At 59.9% G+C, this 11,342-nt stretch carries 13 protein-coding genes and 1 tRNA gene; 3 read left to right on the top strand and 11 right to left on the bottom strand.

From position 1 onward, the window contains the following. Nucleotides 1-74: 74 nt before the first annotated feature. Nucleotides 75-2,111: an ASKHA domain-containing protein gene (locus QNO18_RS12365; protein WP_283177906.1), complete on the top strand. Its 2,037-nt coding sequence runs from the start codon at nucleotides 75-77 to the stop codon at nucleotides 2,109-2,111. Between the two features lie 72 nt (nucleotides 2,112-2,183). Next, nucleotides 2,184-2,257: transfer RNA gene (locus tag QNO18_RS12360), tRNA-Gly, on the top strand. 184 nt (nucleotides 2,258-2,441) lie between these two features. Here the strand turns inward: QNO18_RS12360 and QNO18_RS12355 are convergent. The 4 genes from QNO18_RS12355 to QNO18_RS12340 form a co-directional block, all read right to left on the bottom strand. Next, nucleotides 2,442-2,669, bottom strand: a complete 228-nt coding sequence (locus tag QNO18_RS12355; protein ID WP_283177905.1) for a glutaredoxin family protein — start codon at nucleotides 2,667-2,669, stop codon at nucleotides 2,442-2,444. 292 nt (nucleotides 2,670-2,961) lie between these two features. Beyond that, the gene (locus QNO18_RS12350; protein ID WP_283177904.1) at nucleotides 2,962-3,168 is read right to left on the bottom strand and encodes a hypothetical protein; all 207 of its coding nucleotides are present in this window, start codon (nucleotides 3,166-3,168) and stop codon (nucleotides 2,962-2,964) included. 159 nt (nucleotides 3,169-3,327) lie between these two features. Continuing rightward, nucleotides 3,328-3,513 carry a hypothetical protein gene (locus tag QNO18_RS12345; RefSeq protein ID WP_283177903.1) on the bottom strand — a complete coding sequence of 62 codons (186 nt, stop codon included), beginning with the start codon at nucleotides 3,511-3,513 and terminating at the stop codon, nucleotides 3,328-3,330. Next, entirely contained in the window at nucleotides 3,510-4,133 is a 624-nt protein-coding gene (locus QNO18_RS12340) for a hypothetical protein (protein ID WP_283177902.1), read from the bottom strand. Before QNO18_RS12340 ends, QNO18_RS12345 begins: the two co-directional genes overlap by 4 nt. Nucleotides 4,134-4,334: 201 nt before the next feature. On the opposite strand from QNO18_RS12340, the gene QNO18_RS12335 reads away from it, so the two are divergent. Continuing rightward, entirely contained in the window at nucleotides 4,335-4,853 is a 519-nt protein-coding gene (locus tag QNO18_RS12335; RefSeq protein WP_283177901.1) for a hypothetical protein, read from the top strand. Between the two features lie 103 nt (nucleotides 4,854-4,956). On the opposite strand, the gene QNO18_RS12330 is transcribed toward QNO18_RS12335, so the two are convergent. The 7 genes from QNO18_RS12330 to QNO18_RS12300 all read right to left on the bottom strand — a co-directional run bounded on the left by QNO18_RS12330 (nucleotide 4,957) and on the right by QNO18_RS12300 (nucleotide 10,928). Further along, entirely contained in the window at nucleotides 4,957-5,649 is a 693-nt protein-coding gene (locus QNO18_RS12330) for a hypothetical protein (protein WP_283177900.1), read from the bottom strand. Between the two features lie 410 nt (nucleotides 5,650-6,059). Then, on the bottom strand, nucleotides 6,060-6,413 hold the full coding sequence (locus QNO18_RS12325; RefSeq protein ID WP_283177899.1) for a hypothetical protein: 354 nt from the start codon (nucleotides 6,411-6,413) through the stop codon (nucleotides 6,060-6,062). Nucleotides 6,414-6,711: 298 nt separating this feature from the next. Beyond that, nucleotides 6,712-7,032: a hypothetical protein gene (locus QNO18_RS12320; RefSeq protein ID WP_283177898.1), complete on the bottom strand. Its 321-nt coding sequence runs from the start codon at nucleotides 7,030-7,032 to the stop codon at nucleotides 6,712-6,714. A 196-nt stretch (nucleotides 7,033-7,228) separates the two neighbouring features. Then, a complete protein-coding gene (locus QNO18_RS12315) occupies nucleotides 7,229-7,744 on the bottom strand; it encodes a GNAT family N-acetyltransferase (RefSeq protein ID WP_283177897.1) in 516 nt (171 codons plus the stop codon). Nucleotides 7,745-7,915: 171 nt separating this feature from the next. Further along, nucleotides 7,916-8,659 carry a sulfite exporter TauE/SafE family protein gene (locus QNO18_RS12310; RefSeq protein WP_283177896.1) on the bottom strand — a complete coding sequence of 248 codons (744 nt, stop codon included), beginning with the start codon at nucleotides 8,657-8,659 and terminating at the stop codon, nucleotides 7,916-7,918. An 80-nt stretch (nucleotides 8,660-8,739) separates the two neighbouring features. Beyond that, on the bottom strand, nucleotides 8,740-9,066 hold the full coding sequence (locus tag QNO18_RS12305) for a phage holin family protein (protein ID WP_283177895.1): 327 nt from the start codon (nucleotides 9,064-9,066) through the stop codon (nucleotides 8,740-8,742). 257 nt (nucleotides 9,067-9,323) lie between these two features. Continuing rightward, nucleotides 9,324-10,928 (bottom strand): SGNH/GDSL hydrolase family protein, encoded by a 1,605-nt coding sequence (locus tag QNO18_RS12300; RefSeq protein WP_283177894.1) that lies wholly within the window; start codon nucleotides 10,926-10,928, stop codon nucleotides 9,324-9,326. Nucleotides 10,929-11,342 lie beyond the last annotated feature (414 nt).

Genomic DNA, 11,342 nt, shown 5'->3' with positions numbered 1-11,342 from the left:
GACGCTTCCCGCCCTTGCCCCGCCGCCCATTCCGTTAGAACCGGGGTTGCGCGAGAGGACCAGAGGCCAAACCCATGTCAGAAGACGCACTCGTCATTTTCACCCCATCGGGCAAACGCGGACGTTTCGCGCATGGCACCCCGGTCCTCCAGGCCGCGCGCAGCCTCGGCGTCGATCTCGATTCTGTATGCGGCGGCCGCGGCATCTGTTCGAAATGCCAGATCACCCCGGGTTATGGCGAATTCCCGAAACATGGCGTCACCGTCGAACCCGGCGCGCTTTCCGATTGGAACGCGGTCGAGGATCGCTACAACCGCATCCGCGGCCTGAAAGAGGGCCGCCGGCTTGGCTGCCAGGCCAAAGTCATGGGCGATATCGTCATCGACGTGCCGCCCGAAAGCCAGGTCCATAAACAGGTCATCCGCAAGTCCGCGACAGAGCGCGACATCGCGATGGATCCCGCCACCCGCAGCTTCTATGTCGAGGTGGAAGAGCCCGACATGCATATCCCCACCGGCGATTTCGAACGCCTTAAGCGCGCGTTGCAAGAGCAGTGGAATATCAAAGATGTAACGGCAGATCTTACCATTCTGCGCAAACTCCAGACCGTGCTTCGCAAGGGCGAATGGAAGGTCACCGCGATCCTGAACCAGGGCAATCACGACGCGGCGCATCGCATCCTCGACCTCTTCCCCGGCTATGCTGAAGAGCCGCTTTACGGCCTCGCGGTCGATCTCGGCTCCACCACAATCGCGGCGCATCTTTGCGACCTTTCGACCGGCAAGGTGCTGGCCTCGTCTGGCCTGATGAACCCGCAGATCCGTTTTGGCGAAGACCTGATGAGCCGGGTCTCCTACGCGATGATGAACCCGGGCGGCGATGTCGAGATGACCAAAGCCGTACGCGAGGCGATCAACAATCTGGTGGTCTCGATCTCGGAGGAAGCCGGCATTTCGCCTTCGCAAATCTATGAAATGGTGATTGTTTTCAATCCCGTGATGCATCACCTCTTCCTCGGGATTGATCCGGTGGAACTCGGCCAGGCGCCTTTCGCGCTGGCGACCTCGGATTCGCTCTCGCTCGACGCGCGCGCGCTGGATCTGACGGCGATGAACCACAATGCCCGGGTCTATGTCCTGCCCTGTATCGCAGGTCATGTCGGCGCCGATGCCGCAGCCGTGGCACTTTCAGAAGAACCGAATAAATCCAAAGACATGGTGCTCATTGTTGATGTTGGGACCAATGCCGAGATCCTGCTCGGGAATGAAAGCCGTGTCCTGGCCTGTTCCTCTCCGACCGGTCCCGCCTTTGAAGGGGCACAGATTTCTTCCGGCCAGCGCGCGGCCGCTGGCGCGATCGAGCGCCTCACCATCGACCCGATCACGAAAGAGCCGCGCTTCCGGGTGATCGGATCCGAACTCTGGTCGGATGAGCCCGGGTTCACCGAAGCGACCGCAACAACCGGCATTACCGGCATCTGCGGCTCCGGCATCATCGAAGCCGTGGCCGAGATGCGGATGGCGGGCCTCGTCGATCCGAGTGGATTGATTGGCGGCCCTGACCAGACCGGCACGGCGCGCGCCGAGCCGCATGGCCGTACCTTCTCTTATCTGATCCATGATGGCAGCGCAGAGGGTGGCCCCAGGATCACTGTAACACAGGGCGATATCCGCGCGATTCAACTGGCTAAATCGGCACTCTATGCCGGGGCAAAGCTTCTGATGGATGCGATGGGCATCGATCATGTCGACCGCGTGACGCTGGCCGGCGCGTTTGGCGCGCATATCTCGCCGAAACACGCGATGGTGCTGGGGATGATCCCGGATGTGCCGCTGGATCATGTCACCTCGGCCGGCAATGCTGCCGGCACCGGCGCGCGGATCGCGCTCCTGAACCGAGCGGCGCGCGATCAGATCGAAGCGACCGTGCACGAGATTCACAAAGTCGAGACCGCGATCGAGCCGCGCTTCCAGGAGCATTTCGTCAATGCAAGCGCAATTCCCAATGCGGTCGATCTCTTCCCCGAACTCGCGAAAGTGGTCACCCTGCCCGAGGTCTCCTTCAACACCGGAGGATCAGGCGGAGGAGAAGGCCGCCGGCGCCGGCGCTGAAGCCCGAAAATCGCAATCCGCCGCAGAGCCCCGCTTGACCTTACACCGCCACTCGCGTAGCTGAACAGCTATGCGGGTGTAGCTCAATGGCAGAGCAGCAGCTTCCCAAGCTGAATACGAGGGTTCGATTCCCTTCACCCGCTCCAGCGCCCCTCCAAGTAACTATCTGATATTAATTGGTTAAATCGCCAATTACGGAGATTTCCCGCATTTGGCGATTTTGGAACATTCGGACAACATCGGCCAACTCAGGCAGGAAAGTCCCAGGGAGTCCCGAAGAAAGTCCCGAAGGATGTTCGCGATTCGGGCTTGAGCGGCTGGCGCTCTCAATCACACAACCGCCAGCCTCGCAATCAGATCGCCACGAAACCCCGACCACACCTGATCCCCGGCCACCACCAGCGGCCCCTGCCGCGAGCCGGCGATCCGGGCCAGACGCTCGACCTCTTCCGGCCAGTCAGCCCCAGCCCGCTCCTCATAGGCCAGCCCTGCCCGATCCAGCGCGCGCTTCGTTGCAACGCACGGGCCACAGCCCGGCGAGGTGTAGAGGATGATCATGGGTGCCTCACTGATCCTGTGATTGGCTTTTGCGCAGCCAGCCATCGCCGGCTGGCCCGGTATGAACGGGGTCAATGATGGTCGACTGTGGGCGCCCGCGCTTACCGCAGACGAGGCAAAGCATCCTCTCGAATACCTCAGGCCGGATGTTCAGCCGATCCTGCTGCCATGCCTCGGGAATATCCTCAGCGCGGATCTGGCGGTGGTGACCGCATCGACAGGTGAGGTGGAGATGGTGAGCGAACATGCAGGAACATTTGAAGAACATTCACCGATTCTGCAAATCACAAAATCAGCCACACCCTGCATCGATCAGCGCGATCAGCCGAGCCCCGCTCACTACGGCCCGGTCATCCGGCGACACCGCCAGGACCGCCGCATGATCGGCCCGCGCCGCCCTCGATCCATCGCAGATCGCATCATCGCTGGTTTGCGTCCCGCTCACGCAGCCAGCGGCGAGCAGCGTCAGGATCGGCGCCATGAATTTCAGTGTCCGCATCATCCATCCTCCTGCGGGTTTTGCTGTAGCCCTCCGCTGCCTTCAGCGCGGTCTGTTGTTTTGCGCTGACCCGGCCCCGCCACCAAGCGGTGACAAGGGCGACGATCACCGCCCCCGCACCAGCCAGCCAGCCGCCGAACTCGCTGAGAAGCCAGGCGATCACGTCGCCCACCCGAAGCGCCGCGCCAGCGCATAGGCACCCTCTGTCAGCATCCCGATCCCTGCCCCGATCAGGATGGCAAGGTCAGGCTCCACGGCCCGGGCGTCGGGATGCTCCAGTAGCCCATAGGCCACCAGCGCCCCGGCCAGATAGCGCGCGATGATCCGCGCGATGACGATGGTCATTTCTTGCCTCCGAAGATGCGGGTGATGAGATTGAGAAGTGCGGACATCAGGCCGCCCCCGGACGCAGGCGGTTGCGCCGCAGGGACAGGATCACCGCCCGCGACGAGCGCCGCCTCGAAGGCCTTGGCATAGCCCGCGATCTGCTGCGCCCGGTCGGTGCCGTTGACGATGCGCCGCGCCCCGACATAATCGCCGGGCAGATAGTCCCGCAGCGCCTTGCCGGTGAACCAGCCGTCGAGCATTCCCTCGACAAGGATCTGCGCGGATATGGCCGGATCAAGCGCGAGGTCGTAATCCTTCGCCAGCCGGCCGCCGAGCCCAAGCTCACGATCAGCACGCTGGTAGTTCTCGCGCCAGGTGAGCTGGACATAGCCCCGGCCATATGGCGCTTTGCCGGTCTGATCGACCACGCCGTATTTCTTACCCTTGCCCCGGCCATATTCCCGGATCGGCTGCATGGTGTGCGCCGTCTCATGATACGCCGTGGCGAGGATGTAAGCGCGGAAGCTGCGCGGCAGGGTCGTGGTGGCGGCAAGGATGGCGTTGAGGCCATCAACCTGTGGCTGTTTCAGGCTGCCGCCGAATAGCGTTCGGATCGCGGCAAAAAATGCCTCGGTCATGTCGTTGCTCCATAGAAAAAGGCCCGCCGAAGCGAGCCGATGGGTGGGGTTGTGAAAAAGCCCGGCGCGGCGGCCGGGCATGATGAGAAGCGGATTGCGCTTCAGGTGTGGCGAGGGTCAGCTATGCGGGACGAAGCGGACATTGCATCTCGCTTGGGAGAATGCCCATATTGGTCGCTAGAAGTATCGTGGAGATGATAGGTGCTGCCATTAGAAAGCGCTCACTGGGCAAAGCTGTCAGATGCATATGGCTCCGCCGCAGATGTTCCAAACCTGCTGCACCGACTGGCGGTTAGCCCTGGACCCTCTGAGCCGAAGAGTGAAGAGATATGGGAGCAGTTATGGTCCCGGCTGTGCCATCAGGACGACGTTTACGATGCATCTTACGCAGCCTTGCCGCACATTGTTCGGATCGGATGCGAGGTGGAAGGGCCGATAGATTTTGGCTTCTACCTGCTACCGGTAAGTATTGAGTTGTCGCGCTGGCGAGGTTCAGGGCCACAGATGAGTGCCGACTTGAGCGGCGCCTATTCATCGGCGATATCGAGACTGATGGAATGCGCTCACATGCATAAAAGTGATGCCTGGGATGAGCCAACACTTCGCTCGGCGCTTGCAGCCCAAGCCATTGCGAAAGGCGATCCAGCGCTTGCCACTGTTCTCATCAACCTCGATCCAGAACTTAAGAATCGATTGATCGATCTGGATTTTGAAATCTGACCTGAAAGCGTCCGCTCTGTGCGTCGATCCTGACGCGGCGTCCCGCCCGCAGGGCTGGACCGGGCCAGCAGCGGTAGCTATGCGGACGAAGCGACCATTCGCTTTATCTTGTTTTTTCAATTCCCCAGAAATCGTTTGTCGTGGTACTCGCGTAGAAACCTTCGAAGAATTCATCTGGCCGCACCTTGGAAAGCGATCCTGCAGTCTGGCAGATGAGCCAGTAATGGTAGTCCGTATAGATCACAACGTAGAATGAATTGTCTAACGCGGCGAATTCAGAAAACTCGTTGGTTTGCTCTGGATCAGTAAGCTTCGAGACCGGTAGTTGGACTTGGCTCGCTCCATGACTGTTCCCGGCGACGAGAGTGTCTTGACCTGCAGCTCTGCAAAAGTCGGCTAAAGACCACTCGAAAGGGGGAGATGGATAGCCCTCATCAGGTGGATAGAGGTGGCCCTCTCGGCAATATTTCAGCAGAACTTCAGTGTTCTCAATCGAAGCATATTCAGGGTCGATGCGCTTAGATCCGGTCAGTCGGAGTGCCTGATTGACAGCTGAGAGCGATTTAAAGCCACACTGAGATGCGACGTCGGCCCACGTAACAGCACATTCCTTCCCGCACGTTTTGGCTCGCCCTATGACCTCGGGGGGCGTCCAACTGCCGTCGCGATACGGTTCCCCATCAGCGTCTCTGATGAAAGGGGTCAAAGCAATGAAAACAGAAGTGAAGTGCGGGCTAAACCATTCGAGATAAGGCACTTCGTCGCGCGTTGGGTATGAGAAAGAAGACATTTGCATCTCGGCTCCTTTGGGTGCACGCTGCCCTGTGACGCTTATCTGGTCAATGACCGCAGTGGGCTCTGAACGTCGATCATGCAGCCCGGTCGATCCAGCAGTGCTGGACCGGGCCGCCCGTGGCAGCTGTGCTGGAAGGTGGGAAGCGGACACCGCTTACGAACAAGTCGGCATTTTTTCGCTTTGCATATTTTCCATATCCTGCTTGTTGCAGGGCGGATAGCAAGGTGCCTTTCAAGAACAAGGCACCAAGAAGAGTTCGGTCCTCTTGACGATTCTGGCGCAAACGCGTGCCATCGGGTGGCGACGGACACGAGATCTACATTCCCCACCGCTGGCGAGAAATATTAAGATGCAGTCCCCCCAGATCAGAGAGGTGGCGAACTCCCAAGCTTCTGCTTCGCGATGTATTTTTATACATGTGGGATTGGATAAATCCCCTCAGTCAGCCAGACATCTCCGGCGTCGTCAATTTTTGCTATTACAGATAGATTATTTTTCAGCCAATTAATCGAAACCGTGTAAGGCCCCGTCTCATCGTTTGACTCTGGGGGAAGGGGAAAAGGCCCATGCGCCCAGTTTTGCCCTTCAAGCGATACGAACATGAGCTGGTGATTTCCATCCAGTTTCAGGGCCATTGCGAACTGGTACTGATCGTGTGGACCAGAGTCATTCGTTTTAAATTTTAGAGTAGCGCCGCAATATATTTTTTCGATTATCGTTTCATCCAAACGACGCCATCCATCCACCTCTGGATCATTTGTCATTATGGGCTCTCATTAAAATTATACCCTCTTTCTGATTCTTTAGATATGGCTTCTTCAATACAATATTTCTCCACGTGCTTACCTTTCATGATATTGGCGGCGAATCAAGAAATCGTACGATGCGGAACTGCGTAGTGAAACTCTGTTTTATGTACAGTCTCAGAGCAACGGGCTCCGGGCTACGATCCGGGCCGCTTGGCTCGGTCAGTAGCACTGGACCGGACCAACCCTCGCAGCTTTGCGATTAGAGTAGTCACTGACCACCTGTCCCGAAGCTTTTCTCGTAGGCTGCAACATGTCACGGAAACAGGTCGGCGTAATGCGGCGAAGAAATGCCCAGTACGGTCACTTCATACTCCCATGCTTCGGGCATATCATATGCGAGCAGTGCCACGGCAACGCAGTCCAGCAAGTCCCCTCCTTCCGTGCTAACTGAAAGCCCACCTTCCCAGCGAAGTGATGGTAGTTTGTCGCCGAAATCCTCAGGAGGATGCGTGTCATGGAACGCGGGAAAATTCGTGGTGGCGATGAATTTCCCGTAAGCCACGCCCATCGGCGGATCTCCAAATTCCAGTACTGACCGCCCGATTAGTTTTCCATCCGCCCAGATTGCAAACATCGACCCACCCTAATCTTGTGCTCTGCACAGCTTCTCTCGGGTCAGGAACGTCCGCAATGGGCTCTGAGCGTCGATCTGACCGCCCGCCCCGCCAGCGGCGTTGGACCGGGCCAATGGCGGCGGCTATGCGGGACGAAGCTGACGCTCAAGACCTGTTCTAGTAAGCTGGATGCTAGAGGTAGAGTAGTTCCAAACTCTACAAGCCGACCGACGGTATTCTATAGATGACCGACTCATATTTGGGCGCCGTCTCATTGCCGATTTCCAGCCCGCCCAGTGCTTCTGCCAAGCGTCGACTTGGGCTGTTCGCCACGGCAACAGGATAGCGAAACGCAATCGCACCAAAAGCCGTAGCACCCCACCGCGCTACACCATGGACGGCTTCTCGCCCATAGCCGTTACCATGTTCTCTTTCCGCCACCCAAATGCCGAGCTCGGGCTCGGCAGAGCCGGTATTGTGCAATCCAGCCAAACCTATGAACCGGCGGGTGTCGCGCAGACGGAGAACAAAGGTCAGATCCGAGCCATCCTCAATCGTCTTCAGCCATGCTTTCCACACGGTCTCGAATGCAGCTCGCGAAGGCGGTGGATCGAACGACATGAAGCGCGTCAAGGACGGGGTCAGCTCAATGAAGGCTTCGTCAGCGTCATCGGGCGAAAACGGCTTTATCCGCAGTCGCTCAGTCCGAAGCTTTACCGCCTGCCACTGCATGAATTTCCTCACAAACCTTGCGACCCAATACTGTGGCCGATCTCGGCAGATAGCATATCGCTTCAACATTCAGTGACCGCAATGGGCTATTCGCGTCGATCCTGACGGCTTGGCACTGCCCGCCGCGCGGGACCAGGGCGGCGGTGGCAGCTATGCGGACAAAGCTGCCGGTCAAAAGACGAGCTTGATGCCAGTCATGAGCAGCAGGATCGACAGTATCCCACGCAACCAGCGGTCAGAGAGATAGCGACTACCAATATAGGCACCGACGGTGCCGCCGACTGCGACAGCAACCAGCCACGCCGGGAGGGTTGAGGGGATTTGATCCCAAGCGGCAATGGCCCCGATCAACGCCGCGAAGGAATTTATGAAATTGTAGACAGCAGTGGTGGCGGCAGTTTGCCGAGCCGTGCCCCAATTCATCGTCAGGATGATCGGCGCGAGGAACACGCCGCCCCCGGTTCCTGTCGTCCCTGAAATGAACCCGATGACAGCCCCGATTGCGAGGGCTGCCGAGAACGGCGGCGTGGCGGGTGCATCCGCTCCCGCAGTTTTGTCCAAGAACGCTGTGCGGGCCATCTGAAACGCGGAAAAGATCAGAACCACCCCGACAAGCGGGAAATAGACGCGCTCGGGCAGGTGGAGTGCGCCACCCAGCATCGAAAAGGGGAACCCTAGAATGGCAAAGGGCCATACATTTCGCCATGACAGTCGCCCCGCCCTAAGAAACAGGGCGGTGCCGATACCTGCAACCAACAGGTTCAGAGAAAGCGCGGTCGTTTTCATGGCAAGCGGTCCAAAGCCAGCCAAACCCATGATGGCGATGTATCCCGATGCCCCGGCCTGCCCGACCGCTGCATAGACCAATGCGGTGATCAGAAATGCTATCGAGAGCAGAAGCGTTTCGCTGTTCAATGTGACACCGGCATATTGCGAAAGCCCAAGCTATGCCGCATCGTGTCTTCAGGACCAAGGGCAGCTAAGGGCTCTTCGCGTCACCCCTTCCGGCTGGCCCACCGCTCCACCATCGCCCCGGCACCGCGCGGGCCGAGATAGGACAGGACCGCGATCAGCCCGACCGTGACCTCACGCGAGAGGCCCATATAGGCGCCGAGCGCATCCCCGGCGATGGCCATGCCCACGGCGGTCGGGATTTCCCAAACGAGGTCATAGGACAGGATCGGTCGGCGCCGGGCCCGGACCTCGCCCGCGTGATACATCGCGCGACCGGAGAACGCGGCTAACAGCGCAGTCGCGGCCCCGCCGATGAATTGGTTGATGGTTGCAATCAGGCCGGGATCGGGCGGGGGAAGATCAGTCAAAGGCGCCTCCAGCGCTACGGGATTTCACGAATATCGGGAGAAGGTCGGAGCGGGCACACTGTGCATGTCGGCAGGGCTCAATCCGGTGCCGACGCGCTGCCCCGAGGTTCCCTGGCCGGTCGGGGCAATGCGACAAGGCGGGAGCGGCACCCCCAAAAGCCCTCCCGCCGCTCAGCTTTTCAGTGAGGCGCTCTGGACTATTGCGCATGAAAAAGCCCGCGCGAGGCGGGGCATGTCAGGTCGGATTGTCGGAAGGATCACATGCCCCGGATGGCGTTGATCACATTGCGGCCTAGCAGCCCATGGCCAGGGCGGTTGGGATGGAGCTTATCCGCGAGGAATTTGTCCGCATCCGCGCGCACAAAAGGCGCATAGTTGTCGATCAGATCCAGCGTGTTATCCTGCGCCGCCTCCAGCAGCATCTGTCGAATGTCGCCCATCGTGCATTTGAAGTCCGGCGGGCCGTCCAGCGTCGGGCGGTTGGCGCACATCATGATCAGTTTGGCGGTGGGCGAGAGGGTTTTCACCGTGTCGATCAGCGCCTGCGCATGTCCGCGCGCCTCGGACAGGGTGTAGGACAGGTCCGGGCGCTTGCCTCGGTCATTGGTCCCGAGCTGGATGAAGATAAACCCGTCCTCGGCATCAACCGCCAGACCATCGCCATGGCCGCCCGAGGTCAGCATGTTGTTGCGATAGGTCATAAAGGACGTGCCGTTGATCCCCTGATTGGAAATCACGATCTGGCGGCGGAACTCGATGGCATAGGTGTAAAGCGACTGTGTCGCCCCGGCCCCGGCATTGTTCACCGTGCGGATCTCGATATTCGCATCGACGGTATAGGCGGGCAAGGCGTGGTGGCGGCGGGTGAGCGCGGTATTGCCATCCTCGCCCAGCGTGGTTGAATAGACACCGCCAAGCTGCACCCCATTGACCCAGACCGTATAATCAAGACAGCCGGAGGCCAGTGCAGCAAAGCAGAACGTGAACTCTTTGCCCGTCATCTTGAAGGCATATTTGCCCGAACTGCCCCCGCCAGATCCGTCAGTAAACCTATGCTGTGCGCCATAGGGATAGGCGGCGTTGTAAAGGGTCTGCTGCGTAAAGCTGCCCCCGGTGATGGTGACAGTGAATTTCGGCCCGGCCGGGAATACCCCATCCGTGCGCGAGAAGGTCGCGATGCTTTCGCCCGAGGGGCTGGCGGGCCAATTCGACAGAACCGGCGCGGCCCCGTTCGCATACTGCTGCCCGATCCAGCGCTTAAGCTCATTGGCCCAGGAGGCCGTGTTGTAAAGGTTCCTGGCATCCGAACCGGTGGCATCGCGCGGGGCGTCCGCGCCATTCTCGGGAAGCGTCTGGCCCCAGGTGATGCTGTCGCCCAGAAGGCTGATTTTCAGGTACTGGCGGAAGGGGTCACCAAGCGCGCGGGCCAGCTGTGCGATCTGCCCGCCGAAGCGCCAGACTGCCGCAGGGGCGTCATCCAGCTCACCCAGCACCAGAGTTGAGCGGGTCAGACCACCCAAGGTGAAAAAACCGTTGACGTATTTATTGCCCGCCGGCAGCGCTGCGACCTGATACGTCCGTCCGCCGAGGTCGATCACCTGTCCGCTGACACGCGCCTCCATGCGCGTGAACGCTGCATCAGCATTGGCAGAAGCCGGTACGTTATAGGCCTCGACCTGACGCACAAGACCCGTGGTCACCGCCCGCAAGCGCACCCCGCCCGGCGTCAGGATCTCCCCGCCAGAGGCCAGCACCTCAAAGGACAGGCCCTCTTCTTTGATCCTGACGATGGTACCTGCCGTTACGCTGGATGGGGTGCCGGGCGTCATGGTCAGGGTGGTATCCGCGATGAGCGTCGCCATGTTTTTGAGCCATGGGCCGTCAAACAGCGCGGCCTGTGCGGCGGAGGTGGCGGCTTCGTCGCGGAACCCCTCCGCCCGTTCAGCATCAGCCTTCGAGGCCGCAGCCCCCCAAGCGCCTGCGCCACCGCATCCGGCACGGTCGGCACAGGGGCCGGGATTGCCAGAAGGTCGGCAAGGGCGACAGGACCGGGGCCGGTCAGGTAGATCTTACCAAGCAGCACTTCACGCGGTATCGCCTGGCGTTGCCTGTCATCTTCGGTCCAGCGAGCCGTGACGTGATATGTGGTGCTGCGTGCCCCCGCTGAGTTTCGCCACAGAGCGAAACCAACCGGGATCGTCCCGTCAGCCGTCAGCAACACGGATCGCACAGCAGCCGGCGGGAAGATATCAGCGCCGGCCTTATCCCAGTCCGAC

It is taken from the genome of Gemmobacter sp. 24YEA27 (assembly GCF_030052995.1).
Lineage (GTDB): Bacteria > Pseudomonadota > Alphaproteobacteria > Rhodobacterales > Rhodobacteraceae > Pseudogemmobacter.
The sequence above is the reverse complement of the archived record's forward strand: the minus strand, read 5'-3'. Positions and strand labels throughout refer to the sequence as shown.

Bases quoted from the DNA above. Each gene is read 5' to 3' on its own strand.
- QNO18_RS12365 (WP_283177906.1), top strand. From the start codon at position 75: ATGTCAGAAGACGCACTCGTCATTTTCACCCCATCGGGCAAACGCGGA.
- QNO18_RS12355 (WP_283177905.1), bottom strand. From the start codon at position 2,669: ATGATCATCCTCTACACCTCGCCGGGCTGTGGCCCGTGCGTTGCAACG.
- QNO18_RS12350 (WP_283177904.1), bottom strand. From the start codon at position 3,168: ATGCGGACACTGAAATTCATGGCGCCGATCCTGACGCTGCTCGCCGCT.
- QNO18_RS12345 (WP_283177903.1), bottom strand. From the start codon at position 3,513: ATGACCATCGTCATCGCGCGGATCATCGCGCGCTATCTGGCCGGGGCG.
- QNO18_RS12340 (WP_283177902.1), bottom strand. From the start codon at position 4,133: ATGACCGAGGCATTTTTTGCCGCGATCCGAACGCTATTCGGCGGCAGC.
- QNO18_RS12330 (WP_283177900.1), bottom strand. From the start codon at position 5,649: ATGCAAATGTCTTCTTTCTCATACCCAACGCGCGACGAAGTGCCTTAT.
- QNO18_RS12325 (WP_283177899.1), bottom strand. From the start codon at position 6,413: ATGACAAATGATCCAGAGGTGGATGGATGGCGTCGTTTGGATGAAACG.
- QNO18_RS12320 (WP_283177898.1), bottom strand. From the start codon at position 7,032: ATGTTTGCAATCTGGGCGGATGGAAAACTAATCGGGCGGTCAGTACTG.
- QNO18_RS12315 (WP_283177897.1), bottom strand. From the start codon at position 7,744: ATGCAGTGGCAGGCGGTAAAGCTTCGGACTGAGCGACTGCGGATAAAG.
- QNO18_RS12300 (WP_283177894.1), bottom strand. From the start codon at position 10,928: ATGGCGACGCTCATCGCGGATACCACCCTGACCATGACGCCCGGCACC.